The sequence below is a fragment of the uncultured Campylobacter sp. genome (assembly GCF_938017775.1).
Taxonomy (GTDB): domain Bacteria; phylum Campylobacterota; class Campylobacteria; order Campylobacterales; family Campylobacteraceae; genus Campylobacter_B.
Genome location: NZ_CALIIU010000013.1, coordinates 1 through 18144, shown reverse-complemented (window position 1 = coordinate 18144; position 18144 = coordinate 1). Strand labels below are relative to the sequence as shown.

At 45.1% G+C, this 18144-nt stretch carries 17 protein-coding genes and 1 pseudogene; 8 read left to right on the top strand and 10 right to left on the bottom strand.

Going from position 1 to position 18144, the window contains the following annotated elements:
* Positions 1-153: 153 nt before the first annotated feature.
* On the top strand, positions 154-1182 hold the full coding sequence (locus Q0537_RS02570; RefSeq protein WP_299224860.1) for a hypothetical protein: 1029 nt from the start codon (positions 154-156) through the stop codon (positions 1180-1182).
* Between the two features lie 11 nt (positions 1183-1193).
* Positions 1194-1913, top strand: coding sequence for a hypothetical protein (locus tag Q0537_RS02565; RefSeq protein ID WP_299224858.1), 720 nt, complete (start codon positions 1194-1196; stop codon positions 1911-1913).
* A gap of 160 nt (positions 1914-2073) precedes the next feature.
* Here the strand turns inward: Q0537_RS02565 and Q0537_RS02560 are convergent, their stop codons facing one another.
* From Q0537_RS02560 to galU, 3 genes are all read right to left on the bottom strand, one after another.
* Entirely contained in the window at positions 2074-2466 is a 393-nt protein-coding gene (locus tag Q0537_RS02560) for a VOC family protein (RefSeq protein WP_299224856.1), read from the bottom strand.
* Positions 2467-2701: 235 nt separating this feature from the next.
* Positions 2702-3964 carry a glucose-6-phosphate isomerase gene (locus tag Q0537_RS02555; protein ID WP_299224854.1) on the bottom strand — a complete coding sequence of 421 codons (1263 nt, stop codon included), beginning with the start codon at positions 3962-3964 and terminating at the stop codon, positions 2702-2704.
* Positions 3951-4787 (bottom strand): UTP--glucose-1-phosphate uridylyltransferase GalU, encoded by an 837-nt coding sequence (gene galU / locus Q0537_RS02550; RefSeq protein WP_297881561.1) that lies wholly within the window; start codon positions 4785-4787, stop codon positions 3951-3953. The genes Q0537_RS02555 and galU overlap by 14 nt, the downstream gene beginning before the upstream one ends.
* A 70-nt stretch (positions 4788-4857) precedes the next feature.
* On the opposite strand from galU, the gene Q0537_RS02545 reads away from it, so the two are divergent.
* Positions 4858-5466: a YigZ family protein gene (locus Q0537_RS02545; protein WP_299224852.1), complete on the top strand. Its 609-nt coding sequence runs from the start codon at positions 4858-4860 to the stop codon at positions 5464-5466.
* 210 nt (positions 5467-5676) lie between these two features.
* On the opposite strand, the gene Q0537_RS02540 is transcribed toward Q0537_RS02545, so the two are convergent.
* Positions 5677-6885 carry an MFS transporter gene (locus tag Q0537_RS02540; protein ID WP_299224850.1) on the bottom strand — a complete coding sequence of 403 codons (1209 nt, stop codon included), beginning with the start codon at positions 6883-6885 and terminating at the stop codon, positions 5677-5679.
* A 162-nt stretch (positions 6886-7047) separates the two neighbouring features.
* Between Q0537_RS02540 and Q0537_RS02535 the strand changes: the two genes are divergently transcribed.
* The 3 genes from Q0537_RS02535 to Q0537_RS02525 are packed head-to-tail and all read left to right on the top strand — an operon-like array spanning position 7048 to position 9129.
* Positions 7048-7419, top strand: coding sequence for an HIT family protein (locus Q0537_RS02535; RefSeq protein ID WP_297881567.1), 372 nt, complete (start codon positions 7048-7050; stop codon positions 7417-7419).
* Complete coding sequence (locus Q0537_RS02530; protein WP_299224848.1) at positions 7416-8234, top strand: cache domain-containing protein; 819 nt, start codon at positions 7416-7418, stop codon at positions 8232-8234. Before Q0537_RS02535 ends, Q0537_RS02530 begins: the two co-directional genes overlap by 4 nt.
* A 25-nt stretch (positions 8235-8259) precedes the next feature.
* Positions 8260-9129, top strand: a complete 870-nt coding sequence (locus Q0537_RS02525) for a hypothetical protein (RefSeq protein WP_299224845.1) — start codon at positions 8260-8262, stop codon at positions 9127-9129.
* Between the two features lie 92 nt (positions 9130-9221).
* Here Q0537_RS02525 and Q0537_RS02520 read toward each other — a convergent pair whose 3' ends face one another.
* The 6 genes from Q0537_RS02520 to Q0537_RS02495 form a co-directional block, all read right to left on the bottom strand.
* On the bottom strand, positions 9222-10340 hold the full coding sequence (locus Q0537_RS02520; RefSeq protein ID WP_299224843.1) for an ATP-binding protein: 1119 nt from the start codon (positions 10338-10340) through the stop codon (positions 9222-9224).
* Complete coding sequence (locus Q0537_RS02515) at positions 10333-10986, bottom strand: response regulator transcription factor (protein WP_299224841.1); 654 nt, start codon at positions 10984-10986, stop codon at positions 10333-10335. Before Q0537_RS02515 ends, Q0537_RS02520 begins: the two co-directional genes overlap by 8 nt.
* Positions 10987-11012: 26 nt before the next feature.
* The gene (gene nrfD / locus Q0537_RS02510) at positions 11013-11984 is read right to left on the bottom strand and encodes an NrfD/PsrC family molybdoenzyme membrane anchor subunit (RefSeq protein ID WP_299224839.1); all 972 of its coding nucleotides are present in this window, start codon (positions 11982-11984) and stop codon (positions 11013-11015) included.
* Positions 11977-12543 (bottom strand): 4Fe-4S dicluster domain-containing protein, encoded by a 567-nt coding sequence (locus Q0537_RS02505; protein WP_299224837.1) that lies wholly within the window; start codon positions 12541-12543, stop codon positions 11977-11979. Before Q0537_RS02505 ends, nrfD begins: the two co-directional genes overlap by 8 nt.
* Before the next feature lie 10 nt (positions 12544-12553).
* A complete protein-coding gene (phsA, locus tag Q0537_RS02500) occupies positions 12554-14818 on the bottom strand; it encodes a thiosulfate reductase PhsA (RefSeq protein ID WP_299224835.1) in 2265 nt (754 codons plus the stop codon).
* 85 nt (positions 14819-14903) lie between these two features.
* Positions 14904-16136: an MFS transporter gene (locus tag Q0537_RS02495; protein ID WP_299224833.1), complete on the bottom strand. Its 1233-nt coding sequence runs from the start codon at positions 16134-16136 to the stop codon at positions 14904-14906.
* Between the two features lie 156 nt (positions 16137-16292).
* On the opposite strand from Q0537_RS02495, the gene Q0537_RS02490 reads away from it, so the two are divergent.
* Both Q0537_RS02490 and Q0537_RS02485 read left to right on the top strand, forming a co-directional pair.
* Positions 16293-16859 carry a PAS domain-containing protein gene (locus tag Q0537_RS02490; protein WP_005870765.1) on the top strand — a complete coding sequence of 189 codons (567 nt, stop codon included), beginning with the start codon at positions 16293-16295 and terminating at the stop codon, positions 16857-16859.
* Positions 16860-17448: 589 nt separating this feature from the next.
* Positions 17449-18144, top strand: a pseudogene (locus tag Q0537_RS02485) (hypothetical protein); the annotation flags it as partial.

Below are 18144 nucleotides of genomic sequence, written 5' to 3'. Positions count from 1 at the left end.
TTTGTACAAAAAGGCGGTTTCGCGGCGCCTGATCCGTCGGCATCGTTTCGGTTCGTCGGGCTTGCCTGCGCGCGACGGACACGCGGTAAAATTTACTGAGCTTTAAGCGGCGAGAATATAAAATGGCGCGTCCATCAAATTTAAAGGCGGCAAATGGATCAACAAAGCAGGCTTGAGGAATTAAAAAAGCTACTACAAAAGCGGCATCAAGAGCCGAAGCGGGGCTTGGTACAAAATTCTAACGGCGAAAATTTTAAAGCCCCGAATTCTGAAATCCAGAATTCCGAAGCCTCAAATTTTGAAGTTTCGAATTTCGAAGCTTCAAATTCTGAAACCCTAAATTCCGATCCTGGCGCTTTAAATTTAGAAACCGAAGCGGATCAGAATTCCGCCTGTGATAACAACGCAGAGCCGCAAAATTTTATCTCGGATGATAGCGGCTCTTTGCAGCAGAGCCCCGAAGCCAGGGATTACGACAAATATCCAATAATAGTAAAAAATTATGAGAGGCTGCTAATATCTACAATTACATTTTTATACGCGCCTATGATTTTAGGTGGATATATCCTAAGTATATGGGATTTAATTTTTTCAAAACACCATATATCGATGATGGAAATAGGCTCTAGCGTTATATTTGGAATTTTTATAGCGATAGTATTGAGACTTATTTATAGCAGCTGCGTTAGCAACAATAATTGCAAAATCTACTTTATGAATAATTCTATAGATTTCTATAACAACGGCGAGCTTGAGAGAAGGACAAATAACCTTCATTTAAATTATGTGATGGGCAGACCATTTTGGGGATATTGCAACGATGATAAAGTTCGTCGCCTCATTTATAATATTATTATAATTTTTTCTATTGCAGCACTTTCGTTTCTATCATCGCAAATTTTATTATTCTTCATTTTTTCAATACTTTCTGCAATCTTTTTGAAAATATTTTTTCACTTTTTAATCGTAGGCAATTTTAAGAATTTTTCATTCTTTTCTGCAATCGTAGTGGATTATCCGTACTATGAGCAGGAAAATACTTATTATTTAAGCTCTATTTTATCGGCAAAAAATTATTTAGTTTGCGTATATGATACAGAAAGGCTAAACGAAATAAAAGAATGGTTTTTGATTAGAAAACATATCGATATTGATAAAATAGAAAAATATTATCTTAGCTAAAGCGGGCGGTTATGGATACAAGGAACAAAGAAGCTAGGGTTAGAGACTACGACAAAGATCCGATAGTCGTAAAAAAGATGGATGATCTGTTTTGGCTGATAGCTCTTGGAATTTTATTAATTTGTTCTTTGATACAGAATTTTGACGGCGAGTATAAATTTAGGTTTTATATGAAAATATTGCTAGGTTATGGCACTGCCTTTTTCTTTATATACGCGGCAAACTTTATAAATAGCAAAAAAACTATAGCCTTTATGAAGGACAAAATAGAATTTAAAAATAAAACCAAATGCGAAAAAGAGATGGCGTTAAAAAATATCTCCATTTACAGATATGCTTATATGATTCCGAATTTTGCGCCATTTGATGTGAAAATTAAATTTTGTGTTTTAGTTTTATTTATAATGATCGTCGTGGCATTATACAACTTTAAATTTTATATGTTTATTTTTATAATTATGGGCTTATTGCTGATGCCCATTATTAAATTTATCTACTATATTCTATTTGAGAAAACCGTTAGGTTCTTGCTTTGTGATAAATTATTGATATGCAATGGCTCCGATTCCGAAGTATTTACGATCAATAATAAAAAGGAGTTTGGCGAGCTGCAAAAATATTTCTTGGATACGCTAAATATAGATATTACAGAGGGATATTTATTTTGGAAACCGCCTTATGATATTGCAAAAATAATAGTGAATAAAATGAACAAATTTATGAAATTCTAAAAACAAAAGATAAGGTTTAAAAAATATACAAACGATACATAATTAGCGTACCGCGGGATAAACAATTTAATCCGCAGAATATCGATCTTTAATGAAAAATAGAATTTAAAAAATTTAAATTCTAACGCTCCGCTTGAAATTTTGCCTTTAAATTTACGCACTAATCATCGCCGCTTTCATATACGCCGAGCTCTACGAGATTGCCTTCAGGATCGCGCAGATAGATACTTTGCATAGCGCCGCGCGCGCCCATTCGAGACACGACGCCAAGCTCTATTTGCACCCCTTTGCTTTCCAGCTCCGTTTTGAGCTGCTGTGCGCTTTGATCTTCGCAGATGAGGCAAAAATCCGCCGAGCCTACGCTAGGACGCGCTGCAAACGGCGCAAACTCGCCCGCGCGGGTGTGGATATTGATCTTTGAGGAGCCGAAGCACAGGCTGTGTTTGCCGCCCTCGTAAACGTGCTCTAGCCCCAAAATTCCTTCGTAAAATTCCACGCATTTTTGCAGATCGTCCGTAACTAGGACGAAGTGATCGATATCTGTGATTTTCATTTCATCTCCCTGTGCGCTTGCAAGTCGCAAAATTTTTACGCCTCGCGGTGCAATCTTGGAATTCTACCGTGAAATTTTGCGACAAAATTCCAAATGCTCATAGCGCGAAATCAAAATTTCGCGGCGTAAATTTTAAAATTCTAAAATTTAGCCTAAGTAAAAATGGAGCGCGAGTAGAGTCTGACTTTAGTAAAATTTGACCCGACGAAATTCCGTCTAGCTAGCGCCGCAAATTCTAATCCCGCGATTTCAAAACTAGCGATTTTAAAATTCTCTTGCCTACCTCGACGCCCGGCTGATCGTAAGTACTGACGCCCAGTATCGCTCCGGTAGCGCTGGTTAGCAGCTCGAAGTAGTAAAATAGCTCGCCCATGCTCTGTTCACAAAGCCGCGAAACCTCGATAAGATCGACGCTGATACCCTCATTTAGCACAGCTTGCAGCGTAGCATTGCACTGAAGATTTAGCACCTCATCCAGTCGCATGCCGTTTACGAAGTCGCAGCTCTCAAGACCTTGCAGACTGATACCAGGTACCGCGTCCGTAGTGCCGTTGTCCGTGAGCTTTAAGAAAGTCACGGTCTTATCCTTTACGCCGTCCATTATGAGCTGAAGGAAGCTGTGCTGATCGCGCGAGCCTACAAGCCCCACAGGAGTAAGCCCCTCGCGTCTAAAGCCGATCTTTTTACCTAGGCTTTCCGCCCAGAGCTGCACATACCACTCGCCAAATGCGCGCAACGCGTCGCCGTAGCTAAAAAGGACGTTGATTTTCGCACTTTTGTGCGTGGCGTAGTGATGGGCTTTTCGTAGAATTTTATTCTCCGCGATTTTAGCGGGATCGCCTGCTAAAATTTCATCCAGATACCGCTCTTTTGCGGCGGCAGCTCCGCGCAGCATCGCGCTTGCATCAAGGCCTAGCCCAACTGCGGGCACTAGCCCTACCGCACTTAACACGCTAAAACGACCGCCTACGTTAGCGGGCATATTTATTACGCAGACGCCGTGCTCTCGCGCAAAGATATCAAGCGGCGAGCTCGCATCGGTGATAAAGATGAAATTTTTCGCTAGCGCTTTTAAATTTGAAATTCCAAAACGCTGCAAAACCACTTTAAAAAGCGAGATCGTCTCGATCGTGCCGCCCGATTTGGAGGATACTATGAAGATCGTGCGAGCAAAATTTAACCCTTCAAGCGCGCGGTTTACACTGTGTCCGTCGAGATTATCCAAAATTTTAAAGCGTAAATTCTTTCTTACGCGCGGACGCAGCATCTCATAAAGCGCTCGCACGCCCACGCTGGAGCCACCGATGCCCAAAAGCACGACCCCGTCGTAGCTTCGTGCGCTAAAAAATTCCTGCGCCCGCGCTATTTCGTCTGCGCCTTGCTGCGGCAGGCGGTAGTAGCCTATCTCGCCACTTTCGTATTCGGCGCGGATCTTTGCCGCTACCTCTTCTAGCGCGCCCTCTTTTGCCGGCGGGAAAAACAGCTCATTTTTTACCATCGCCGAATTCTCGCTCGTAGAAATATTTGATCGCCTCCACGTAGCCTTTTACCGAGCCGCAGTCGAAGCGAGTGCCTTTAAATTTATACGCGATCACCACGCCGTTTTGAGCCTGTTTCAAAAGCGCGTCGGTGATCTGCACCTCGCCGTTTTTACCGGGCGCCGTCTGCTCGATGAGATCGAAAATATTAGGTGTTAGAATGTAGCGCCCGATGATGGCTAGGCTTGACGGAGCCTCGCCGGGCTCCGGCTTTTCTATCATATCCGAGACCATTATCAGATCGTCGCTGATACTCTTTCCTGCGATGATGCCGTATTTGTTTACGTCCTGCGGCGGCACCTCCATTACTGCAACGACACTGCAGCGGTATTTTTCGTAAATTTTAACCATCTGCGCAAGCACGCCCTCGCCGTTTTCGTTCACGCACAGATCGTCTGCGAGCACCACGCCGAAAGGCTCGTCGCGGATTAAAATTTTACCCGTATAAATCGCGTTGCCAAGCCCCTTCATCTGCTCTTGGCGCGTGAAAGAGAAGGTGCAGCGCTTCATAAGCGCCCTGATCTCGTCGAGCAGATACTCTTTGCTGCTGCCTGAAATTTGATCCTCCAGCTCGTAGCTGCGGTCGAAATAATCCTCCAGAGCGCGTTTGCCGCGACCCGTGACGAACGCCATATTATCCATGCCCGCTTCCAGCGCCTCGTCCACGCCGTAGTGAATGAGCGGCTTGGTAAGGATCGGAAGCATCTCTTTTGGTAGCGATTTGGTCGCGGGCAAAAAGCGCGTGCCGTAGCCAGCCGCGGGAAATAAACAAGTCTGGATCATGAAGCTCCTTTGATCTTTTTTTGAACTTTTATTATAATGCAAAAAAGATAAAATTCCGCAAAGGAAAGCCTTGAAAACGATTGAAAAAGAGATCAACGCCGCGCAGGAGATCAAAAAATCAAGCTTCATCGCCTATCTAGCGCCGCTAGCGAGCTTCGAGGCGCTGCGTGCGAGGCTGCGACAGCAACACCCAAAGGCGCGCCATATCGCCTGGGCGTATCGCGCGCTGAATGAGCCCGGGCAGATCGTAGAAAACTCAAGCGACGACGGTGAGCCCAAATCGACTGCGGGCGCGCCGTGCCTAAACGCGCTTCGCGGCGCCGAATTGATTAACGCCGCCGTGCTCGTGGTGCGCTACTTCGGCGGCATCAAGCTAGGCACCGGCGGGCTGGTGCGGGCATACGCCAGTAGCGCAAATCTTGCTATCGAGGTCGCCGCAAGCAGCAGCGCTTTAACCGACTTTTTTCTTAAAAGGCGCTGCGCGTTTTTCGTGCCGTTTGCGGCGGTGGCTAAATTTGAACATTTTTTAAAAAAATCGGGTTTTGTTTATGAGGCGAGCTTCGGCGCTGCGGGAGCGGAGTTTAACGCAGAGCTTAGCGCGGAGGAATTTGAAAAATTTAAAGGCTTTGCAGACGCTCTCGCGCCGGCTCTTAAAATGCTGCACGAGCCGAAATTTTAAAATTTCAAAATTCTATAAAATTTAAAAGCCCCTCTCGGCTAAATTTGAAAGCATGAGCGGATTTTGCATTTTATCGCATTATCGTAGCGGAATTTTAAAGCTAAAGTGAAATTTCATCGTACGAAACATAAAATCCGATAAATTTTAAAATTTTCAAAATTCTGTCGTAATTTAGCTTGCAAAATTTCGCGAAAATTCCGTCCGTAAATTTCAAAATTTCACGTGCTTCATCTTAGCTTCACGCACAGGCAGGCTTAGCAGAGCTGCAATAGCTGCTAGCGTCATATCCAAATACCACATATAATCATACGCGCCGTATGCTCGCACCGCAAGACCCCCAATATATGCGCCAAAAAATCCACCGATTTGATGCGAAAGCATCGTAAATCCAAATAGGCTTGCTAAATATCGCGTCCCTAATAGCTTACCGACGGCAGCCGCAGTAGGCGGTACGGTCGCTAGCCAGGTAAATCCTAATCCCACGCTGAAGATATAAAACGTAAGACTATCTTTGGGCGAGAGCGCATAAGCACCAATAAGAGCGATACGCAGGGCATATATGCAAAATAAAATGACTTTACAGCGCACTTTGGAAACACACCATCCCACGAATAAGCTGCCTACGATGTTTGCGATACCAATCAGTGCGAGCGAAAAGGACGCTACCTGCGCGCCATGCCCGCTTAGTGCTACTTCACTAGGCAGATGCGTCACTAAAAACGCTACGTGAAAACCGCACGTAGCAAAGCTTAAATTTATCAAAATATAGCTTTTATCGCGCAGTGCCAAACGCAGAACTTCGCCTAAGCTGCGCTTATCTTCTTCATGCAGGCTGGTTTGCTCGCCAAGTAGAATTTTACCGCCTGCTAAAAGTCTCGCAAGCGGCAGAATTAGCAAGCTAAGTCCTGCAAGCGTAAAAAATGCGCCGCCGTATCCTAAAGCAGGCGTTGCGATACAAAACCCAATCATTGGCGCAAATAAAAATTGTCCGAACGAGCCGCCTGCATTTAGCACTCCGCTAGCAACCGAGCGGATAGAAAATGGCAGGCGCTTTGCCATTAGGCTCATTAGAATCGGAAAACTACCTGCACCAAGCCCCAGTGCAAGCCCAAAACCCATCGTTAATACAAGCGCACTTTCACTGCTAAATAACGGCACAAGAGCGCAGCTAATCGCCAGAAGCACGCTGCCCCAAAACAGCACGACGTAGGCACCGAGCTTGTCTGCAAGTATCCCGCTAAGCGGTTGCGAAAAGCCCCATACCAGCTGCGTAGTTGCCATCGCAAAGCTTACTTGTGCGATGGATAGGGAATTTGCTTGCATTATAGGTTGCACGAAAAGACCTAATGACATACGAATGCCCATCGTAATCATCAAAATCGCCGCGGCGCATAGGATCATTATCCAAACTGATTTCATATATATTCCTTTTAAAAAATAGAATTATAGCATAAAAATCACGAATACATCGATATTTTATAGATATATTTAATTAATGTATTTTAGTATATTATTTATGTAAGAGGAATTTACCGAGCTTTAATGGGCTTTGCATTAAAATTCCATTTTCAAGGAGAAGCGATGATTTACGAAGACGAGATGATTTACGTGGAGCGCGAGGAGCACGAAGTGCCGTGGGTGAAGGTCTTTACGAAGGCAAAATTTAAGGAGCTTAGCGACTGCGACGAGGCGACGCTGGCGCATCTGTGGCGCGCCGTGCTTCAGTGCGAAAAGAGCCTGCGGGAGTTTTACGCGCCCGATAAGATCAACATCGCAAGCTTCGCCAACTACGTGCCGCGCGTGCATTTTCACGTCCAAGCGCGCTTCAAAAACGACAGCTTTTTCCCGGAGTCCGTCTGGGGAAAAAAGATGCGAAATGGCAAGCTCGATCTGCCGGAATTTAGCGAATTTGCAGAAATTTTAGCGGCAAATTTAAAGATGGAATTCAGATGATAGGCGCGCGATCCAAAAAATACCTAAGTCTTTTCGCGCTTGCTTGCTGCGTCGCCACCTTTGCGTTTTACCTGCGCTTTAAAAGCGAGGAAAACGAGATAAAAATCAAGCAGCAGTTCGATTTTAGCGCGAGTTTGTTTGAAAAGATCGTGGACGAAGAAAAGCTAAACGCCTTTGCGATCTCGCTGATTTTGTCGCAGAATAGCGACGTGGTGCGCTGCTTTAAGAGCGGCAAACACGGCGAGTGCATGGACGTGACGAAAAAATACAAAGACATCTTAAGCGCGGTGCCCTTCTACACGGGCGTGAAGATACATTTTCATACGCAAAACACCAGAAGCCTGGCTAGGAGCTGGAGCGATGAATTTTACAACGACGATCTGAGCTCGTTTCGCCATTCGCTTTTGCAGATCCGCCAAAGTCTGCTTCCCAAAGCGCTCGTCGAGATGGGGCGGTGCGGGGTTTTTATGCGTGGAATTTCGCCCGTTTTTAGCGACGGTAAATTTATCGGAAGTGCTGAGATAATGCTCGATTTCGAGCACGTCATCGCCCAGATCAACCGCATGGGAAACGATATTTTTATCCTCGTAGATAAGAGGTTTGAAACCGACTGCTTCTACGATAAAATAGGCGTTATCAAGGACTTTATCATCGTAAACAGCGCGCCGGATTACGACGTTTTGTCGATTTTGGCGACGCTTGATTTTGGGGCGCAGAGCTTTATCAAAAAGGACGGGCATTATTTTTACGTACGGGCATTTTCGGACGAAAACGGCACGAAGCTGGGCTATATAATTTTGCACCGCGAAGGCTAGCGGCGGGATTTAAATTTAGGCGACCGTGGCTTGTTTGCCTTGTCGCGGCGACGCGGCGAGCGAGCGTTTTAAATTTAATCGCAAGATCGCGGAAATTTGCGCTGAAATTTTAAATTTTAAAAGGAGCGTCGGTATGAAATTTTATAAATCCGTTAAATTTAAAGCAATAGCTGGCGTGCTGCTTCTGACGGCGATACTCTGCGCCGCATTTATCCGCATCATCCCCGATTATTCCACTTCACGAGGCTTCGCGATAGTTTCTCTTTCCGACTATAACAAATACAAGCAGAGCTATTGCCTCAAAGAGAATAGAATTTTACCGAAGAAAGAGCTGTATAAAAGAGCGATAGGGCAGTATTTGGATTATGAGTTAAAACTAGAACAAATGATCAATGATTATAGGACCTACGCCTATGGCAGTTCTTGGCGTAGCTCATATGAAATTGCATACTATGAACTAGAGAACATAAATTTATCTAATTGGTTTGAAGTATTAAAAAAGCATCATGATAATAATGAGACGTTTGAGGAAATTTTTATGAATAAATTAAAGGCTAAAAAAACCGACCCAAAGAAATATATAAAGATAAATTTGAACGATATGAGTGCTGGATTTGATAGACCGATAATTATTCTAGACGGCGCTTATAAAGGACCGAATATTCATATATTGTTAGATAAGTTTGTTTTAATTTATAAAAATTATATACAACGCAACCATTCCGAATACCTATTTGATAGAATGAATTTTTCTGAAAAAATCAAAGAATATTATCAGGAAAGAAACAAGGCGTCGTTTGATATAAAACAGGGTTTTGAGCTGGACAACTGCGGAAATCTAAATTATCCATTGAAAGAATATTATTTAGGTAGTAGAGAGGCAAAAGGCGGCTGAAAAGCCGCGCTAAAACAAAATTTTAAAAAGCCCTAGCCGCACAAATTTTACTTTTAAAATTTTAAAATTTGCGCCTAAAATTACGCGCCGTTTTAGTCCAAAAGTTTCTGCTTAAACAGCGGGATTTTGTAGCAAAAGGTGCTGCCTTCGCCGAGCTTCGAGCTGACGCTTTTTGCGATGCCGTAGCGCTTACAAATTTTCTCGATTATGTTTAGCCCGAGGCCGAATCCGCCAAGAGCCGCATTTTCGCGCGAGTATCTATCCCAGATCGCGCTCGTATCCTTTATGCCGATGCCGAAGTCCTGCACGCTAAAGACCGCTATGCTCACCCCTTTTTCCAGCCCGATGATGATCTTGCCGCCGGGGCGCGAGTATTTTATGGCGTTGCTTAGGGTGTTGTCGATGAGGCGCATTAGCGAGGTTTCGTCCATAAAGACGCTCACGTCGGGCGCTATTCGCGATTGCAGGTTTATGTTTTTGCTTTTTGCGACCAGATAGATGAAATTTATCCTAGCGTCCAAAAACTCGCTCATATCGATGCGGCGGCTTTTTAAGCTCATCTTGCCGCTTTTGATGAAGTACTCCACGTCCTCGTAAGTAATTACCATCTGCTTGAGCGCGGATTTTATTCGCGCAGTGTGTTTGTCGCGCAGCCCAAGCATCTCGGTATTGATGAGCGCGACGCCCAGAGGGGTCTTTAGCTCGTGCATCGCGTCGTTGAAAAACGCCTTGATGAGGTTGCTTTGCTGCGCGTAGAAATTTTTTATGATTTTGTAGTTAAACAGCGCGATGATGAGCGCTACGAAAATCGTGATAAAGATCGTAGAGATCGCGATAAATTCTATCTTGGCGTAGCTTATCTTTTTTGAAATGACGAAAAAATGCAGCTTGCCCTCATGCAGAAAGTGGCGCTTAAAAAACACCCGCCCGCCGAATTTCAGCGTGATAAACGCAAAATCCGGCGGCTGCACGCTTAGGTTTGATCTTAAAATTTCGCCGTTTGCGTTTAGGATCGCGTAGTCGTAAATTAGCTCGTCTTTTAGATTCAGATCCGCGCCGGCTAGGGCTTCGCCGCTTTTTTGTATCAGCTCGGCGACGTCGGCGCTCTCCTCGATTTTGGAATTTAAATAGATAATATAAAGACTCTCGCTTATAAAGGCGCCGATGATGAAAATCGCGCTAAAAAGCGTAAATTTAAACCCTTTAAGCATTGATCTTATATCCGAGTCCGCGGCTAGAGAGGATGAAGTCGTTGCTCGTTTTGGCGCGGAGGTTGCTGATATGCACGCGCACATCGACGCTGCCCGCCTCGCCGTCCCATACGTCGGCGATGAGTTCATCGACGCTTACGAATCTTTTGATATTGGCAAGCAGAAATTCTATGATTTTGATCTCTTTGGCGCTTAGCGATATCTCTTCGTCCGCGCGTTTTAAAATTTTTAAATTTGCGAAGTAGTGAAATTTATCCGCGATCTTGACGGCGCCCTTTTCGTCGCCGAAATACTTTCGCATCAGCTCGCTTACTCTAAATTTAAGCTCGGCTAGGTGGAAAGGCTTTTTTAGATATTCGTTGCAACCAAGCTCGTAGCACTGGCTCAAATCGTCGATGTCGCCGAGCGAGGTCATCATCATCACGGGGGTGCTAAGACCGAGGCTTCGCGCGTATTTGAGTACCTCTACGCCCGAGACCTCCGGCACCTTGATGTCTAAGATCAGCAAGTGGTAAGCATTTGTGGCGATCTTATCGCAGGCTGCGTCGCCGCTTTCGCATTCGTCCACCTCGTAGCCAAGCTCCTGTAGATACTCGCTTACGCTGCTTCTGTATTCAAAATCGTCTTCTAAAAGTAAAATTTTCAAACCCGTTCCCTAAATCGGGAGCGAGACTACGCTCCCGTGCAAATTTGCCCCGCATATACGATATAGTAGCGAAGCAGAATGACGCCGCAAAGCACGACGAAAGAATTTAAAACTATAAACGCAGGCTTGTAGGCGTGATTTTTCAGCGCCGTAAAGGCGATGATGATCGGAGCGATGAGCCCCGTGCCCAAAACGCCGATCCAGAAAATTTTACCGTAAACCTCGTGCGTCAAAGCCTGCTGTGCCGCAAGCGCGCTCGTGCCGCCCTCGAAATACATCCCGACAAACAGAATGAATAAAAGCGGAATCTCAAAGAGTATCGCGCGCAGATCAAGCACCAAAAGGTATTTTATGCTATCTTTGTTTAACGAGCCTTTAAAAAATAGAAGTCCCACTAAAATGCTCGCCGCGATGCCGCTGGAAAAGCCCGACAGCAAAAATAAAATCGGCAGCACCGGAGTATTCCAAAGCGGAATTTTCATCACCGCGCTTAATAAAAAGCCCGTATATGCGCCCACGCAAAGAGCAAGGATAAATAAAGCTCGCTCGAATAGTTTGGAAGCTTTGGCAAACGAGCTTAGTAAATTTACGATAGGTCGCAGAAACGCAAGTAGTTTAAATTTACAAATTTCCTCGCCGAAGACGCATAGCGCAAATACAAAGCTAAACGGCACGTAGATCAAAAGCGCCAAAACGCCGAGACTCATCACCGAGCCAAAGTTAAATTTGATCAGCAAAAGATAGAAGGTAAGAGGCTTGCCCAGATCAAAGATCAAAAGCAAAAGCCCCGCGCAGATCGTAAGCGGCGCCGTGATCGCTCCCGCTCTTATCATCGCGTCCCAGATGGAATTTTGCTCGCTTTCGTGGCGATTCCATTTGACTAAAAGCGCTACCATCGTCGCTCCCGCGCTAAGACCCGCCAAAAATAGATAGATCGCAATCGGCCAAGGCCAGTAAATTTCAGAGTATTGGCTCATATCGCCCCACATATTATTCATAGCGTCCTCCTTTTTTGTTTTTGATATTCGCTAGACGCGGCTTGGTGTTTAGATATGCTTTTGGATATTCTACGCTTGTTTTGGCTAGCAGCTTGCTTACCTCGGAATTTACGTCATTTACGTCGCCGAAAGTTAAAGCATCTGTTGGGCACACGCTTACGCAGGCGGGCTGCAAACCTTTGCTAGTGCGGTTAGTGTAGCAAAAGGTGCATTTGCCAATAGCGTGCGTGATAGGATCGACAAATCTAGCGTCGTAAGGACAGGCCAGGATGCAGTATTTGCAGCTGACGCAAAGCCTCTCGTCTATGAGCGTTACGCCGTCTTTGGTTTTAAAGCTCGCTCCCGTAGGGCAGACGTCCACGCAAGGGCTATCCTCGCACATAACGCAGCTGGCGCGCGAATAATCTAGCTTTAAATTTGGAAAAATGCCGCTTGTTTTGCCGTGCACCTGCAGCCTATAAACGCCGCTCGGTACGCCGTTTTCGTTCCTGCACGCAACCGAACAGGCTTGGCAGCCTATACATAAATTTTCGTCGTGAATCATTATGAGTTTTTTCATAACCGCTCCCTTAAATTTTAACTATATCGACACCGACGTTGGTTACCATCGTGCTTACCACAGGACCCGCAGCGGGATCGAGAAGGACGCTTTGGTTGGTGCCTACGCCGTTCGTGCGCTTTAGCCCGGGGCTTACGTGCCCAAAGCCGTGGTATAAAAATAGGCAATCGTCCCTGATGCCTTGCGTGACGAAAATTTTAGCCTTTTGCTCGCCGAATTTGTTTTTAAGCTTCACAACATCGCCCGTCTTTAGCCCCTCCGCTTTTGCAGAAGCCGGGCTGATCCAAACCGGCGATTCGTTCATCATATCGTTTAAAATTTTGACATTTTGAGTGTGGCCGTTGGTGTGAAGCGCGGTCTTGCCGGTCATTAGGCAGTATTTGTGCCCGCCGAATACGTCCATACCCTCGGTGTTTAAGCAGCCGTATCCCGCGAAAAGCTCCTCCACTTTCGGCGCGAAAAGCTCGATCTTGCCGCTCGGGGTTTTAAATTTCATCTGCGAGCTCATCTCGCCGTCTTCGTCCACGAACTCCGCCGCGGCAGGATATTTATCGATAAATTTAGCCACGAGCTTCGGCTCTCGGTAATACAGCTTCGGCACCTTGTAGCTTACGTAGCCGTTTTTGATTAAATTTGCGATTAGCTCGGCGTTACCTTTGGCTTGCTGCATGCGGTATTCGTCGATGTTGTTCCAGGTGTAGTCCTTATCGATCTTCATCACCCTCGCAAGCTCTCTAAAAATTTCATAGCCGCACTTCGTATCGCCCACCGGCTCGACGGCTTTATTTCGCATCACAAATCCCGGCGCGGTGCCGCCTTTGTTTTGAATCGACTCGTCGCGCTCCAAATAGGTGGATTCGGGCAAGATCACGTCGGCTAGGCACGCAAAGTCGCTCATATACACGTCGATTGCGAGCACGAAGTCTAGCTTTTTGATCGCTTCTACGCTCTTATCCACGCCCGCAACGTTGATGAGGTGGTTAAAGCGCGTGCTGACCCAGCCTTTTACCGGATACGGTTTTTCGCTTAAAATCGTAGGCGCGATCTGCATCAAAACGCCGTGTTTGCGCGGCACGAAGAAATTTTCGCTACCTTCTTCGCCGCAGCCGTCGATACGCGCGGTCTTTGGAATTTTAAAATTTTTATCCGGGTTCGAGATGGTAGGGAATAGATCCTCTTTGCAAAGCGCGTTGAAGGTTTTGGAGTCTTTAGAGAAGTAAATTCCGCCCTTTTTCTCGACGTTTCCCATCAGCGCGTTTGCGATTGCGATGGCGCGCGTGCGGATATATTCGGCCTTAGCGGTCGTGGTTTTGTGCCCCCAGTCGATTACAACTGCGGGAGCCGCAGCGTAAATTTCATTTGCGATGCGCTCTACCTTGTCCGCTTTGATCCCAGTAATGGCCTCTTGCCAAAGCGGCGTCGTATCCTTCACCGATTGCCTTAGCTCCTCTAGCCCCACGGCGTATTGTTCGATAAATTTTTTGTCGTATTTGTTATCGCGCAGCCAGACGTGGATTAGCGCCATCAAAAACGCCGCGTCGGTTCCCGGTTTTATCGGCAGCCACTCGTCAGCTTTGGAAGCTACGACGCTAAAGCGCGGATCGAGAACCAAAAGCTTTACGTCCTCTCTGCTTGCGGCTTTTGCGAGCTTTTTGGTTTTTGAGATGTCGATGCCCTCAAAAAGATTATGGCCGAAATTTACGATATATTTTGCGTCGCCGTAGTCTCTTTGCATATTAGCGCCGAAGGTGTGCGGCACGGCGATATTGTAGGTGATCGGACAACAGGACCAGTGCGAGTAGATATTCGGGCTGCCGTAGGCACAGGCGAAATTCATCATCTGAGTGTGGTGCTCGCCCGTTTTGGATGTAAAAACCACGCTCTGCGGGCCATATTTTTGCGAAATCTCGTCTAGCCTCTGCGCGCAAATTTTAAGCGCTTCGTCCCAGCTCGCCTCTTTAAATTTGCCCTCGCCGCGCTCGCCTACGCGAACGAGCGGCTTAATGAGCCTTTGATCGTCGTAGAGCTGATTGATGCCCGCGCCGCCGCGAGCGCAGACGGAGGTTTTGTTTGAAAACCTGTGGTTGCCCTCGATTAAAGCGCCGCGGCCGTCTTTGACGGTCACCTCGATAGGACAGCGCGAGGAGCACATCTCGCAGACGCTGGCGACTTTCTTTTCCGTCCCGCCGGTGACCGCGCTAGCGTTTAAATTTAGATTTAGCGTCGCTAGCGTGCCGATTGCGGCGGTACTTTTTAAGAAATTTCGTCTATTCATAAAAACTCCTTACCTTTGAATTTTGGCGGAAATTCTAAAATCCCATCGTAAAAATAAGGTTAATTTTGATAATGCAGCTTTTGGCTTAGACTTTATCTCGAAAGATAAAATGCGTCCTGCGCCGTATTTTAAAGCCATAAAATAGCGCCAGCAGTAGCAAAATGCTAATTGCACCGCAGATTGCAAGGGCTACGCGAGCGCCTAATAACTCGGTAAAAAATCCCGATATGAGCGCTCCAAACGGCGTACTACCTATTAAAAAGAGCGCATATAAGCTAAGCACACGCCCGCGAAATTCGTTGCTTACGTGCATTTGCACGGTGGAGTTGATGCTTGAGTTTGTGATTACGAAAAGAAATCCAGTTACGGCAAGCCCTGTCGCAGCCCATGCGAAGGAATTCGCAGCTCCAGTAAGAGCTAAGCTCACCCCCATAGCGATCGCGCACGATCTGATTTTGCGGATGCCAAGTTTATCAAAAATTGCTACAAAAAGCGCGCCGCAAAAGGCTCCCACGCCTAGAGCCGACATCAAATATCCAAAGCTTCGCTCATCCGCGTCTAGGCTAAGCTTAACAAGCGCCGAGATTGTTACGTTGTAATTTGGCACCAGCGTCGCTACGATAAGCACTATTATCATTAGCTCGCTTAGAGTTTTTTTGTGCGATACATACGAAATTCCAGCACCGATCGAGGCAAAAACGCCTCCGCTTCTGCTAGATAGCGTAGTAGCGGATGGTGGAATTTTTATAAAAAACAGCGAAACGATAATGCCTAAAAAGCTAAGTGCATTGAATAAAAAGCAAAAACCCACGCCCCACAGCGCCATCACGATCCCCGCAAGTGCGGGTCCTGCGATACGAGCGACGTTGAAGGACATAGAATTTAACGCTATGGCGTTGGCTAGATCGCGGGGCGAGTCGATGAGGTCTTTTACCATCGACTGACGGCTCGGGGCGTCCATGCTGGTAAAGATGCCGCTTGCAAAAGCGCAAAATAAAATTTTGCCGAAAGAATATAGCTCGCAAAAGCTCATAACCGCGAAAATTGAGGCAGTCACCGCCATGCCTATTTGAGCAAGTAGAAGGATCTTTTTGCGATTAAACTTATCGAGCAGTACACCGGAAAACGGCGTGAAAAGTAGCGCGGGCAAGAACCGCGCCGCGGCTACAAGGCTAACTTTAAAAGCATCTGCGGTTATGCTTAGCACTAGCCACGGCAGCGCGACGCTTTGCATCCAAGAACCGATCAGCGAGAGGTTCATCCCGATCCAATAAATTCTAAAATTTGAGTATTTAAGCGATAGGAAGGGATTTTTCAACGCGCTGCCTTTTGAAATTTTGATTTGAGATTATACATTAAATTTTAAAAATTCACTTAAAGATTTAACATTTATAAAAATTTAACGAAAATTTAATATTTCTGAAAAGAAAAATTTTATATACTCTGCAATAAATTTTTAAGCAAAGGATTAAAAATGCAAAGACCGACTCCGATTAATCAGGAAATCAAACTCGATGAGAAGCGCTATATCGTTTCCAAAACCGATCCGAAGGGCATTATCACGTTTGCAAATCCGTATTTTTGTATGATTTGCGGCTATAGTGAGCTTGAGCTTTTGGGGCAGCCGCATAACATCATACGACATCCGGACATGCCGCGAATAGCGTTTAAGCTTATGTGGGATACGATACAACAAGGCAAGGATTTTACCGCCGTGGTTAAAAATTTAGCCAAAGACGGGCGCTTTTATTGGGTCATTACGGAATTTACTTCTAAAAAAGATCCCGTGACAGGGCAGATCACCGAATACACAGCATTTCGCAAGGCTCCGCCAAGATCTGCGATCGAAACTATAGAGCCTATTTATAGGGCATTGCTGGATGCTGAAAGAAACGGCGGTATGCAGGCTAGCCAAAAGGCGCTCGTGGACTTTCTAAAAAGCAAAGGCGAGACCTATGAGAGCTGGATCGCAAAGGTCTCAGGTAAATCAAATCCGCTCACCGCAATGTTTTTTAAGGCGATGAAAAAGCTTTTTAGCTAGTTTGACTGACACGGACGCAAATTAAAATTCCGCGGAATTGGTTGGAATTTTACCTCGAAAATTCCATGACATAATAAAATTATAAAATGCGAAATTTAGTCAAAATTCCGCGGAAATTTCTTAAATTTGAAATATAGAATTTAATAAAAATTCTTTAAAGATTATATTTTAGATTTCTTATATATATTTTACACCTAGTAGTATCACACCATACAGGTTGTTTCTACATCTAAAATTCCTGATGCGTATTTAGCGTAGCTCCGTGAAGCGCTAGAAAGTAACTTACAACAGGGTATCGAGCTATATAGCTACTTGATCTAAGAAAGAGGTGATTTGCTAAGAGAGAAATTTACTATAAGACACGAGGGTTGCTTTAAAATTTAAAAAGCTGAGTATAAGGCGGATTTAAAAATAAGGGAATTTATACGCTTGATTAGAATTTTTTGGATTTATGGTAGATTTTACGTATAGCTTAAAATTTCTAGAGTCTTTGCCTTATTGTAGGACAGCGAATGAGCGATAAAATTTTTACTGAGCTTTAAGTGATGAGAATATAAAATGGCGCGTCCATCAAATTTAAAGGCGATAAATGGATCAAAGCAGGCTTGAGGAATTAAAAAGGCTTCTGGATGAGCGGCGTAGCAATGCAAAGCAAAATCTAGACAGGGAGCTTGATGCCGAGAATTCCGAAACTGAGAATTTTGAAATTGAGAATTTAGAAGTTTCGAATTTTGAAGCCCCGAATTCTGAAGCTTCGAATTTTAAAGCTCAGAATTCTGAAGTCTCAAATTCTGAATCCATGAATTCTAAAGCTCCGAATTTCGCTACCGACGCTTTAAATTTAGAAACCGAAGCGGCTCAGAATTCCGCCTGTAAAAACAGCGCAGAGCAGCAAAATTTTACCTCAAATGACAGCGGCCCTTTGCAGCAGAGCCCCAAAGCCAGGGACTACGACAAATATCCGATAATTCTTAAAAACTACGAATATCTATATCAAAAGCTATTAATGGTTTTCTCTCTTTTTATAGGCAGCGTATTTGCCATAATTGTAAATTTTGATTGGAAAGCCAGCGGCGCAGCGAATTATAGCGTCAAGGACAGTATATACATGATTTTGTTTCTATTATTTTTATCGCTATTTATTATATTGCCAGAACTTATAGATTATAAAAAAGAGAGACCGATGATACAGCTTAAAAACAACCAAATAGAATTTTACGAAAAAGATAAAATTGCGTATGTCGAGCAATGTGAAAATTTGCAGCATAATATGGATTGGTCCTTT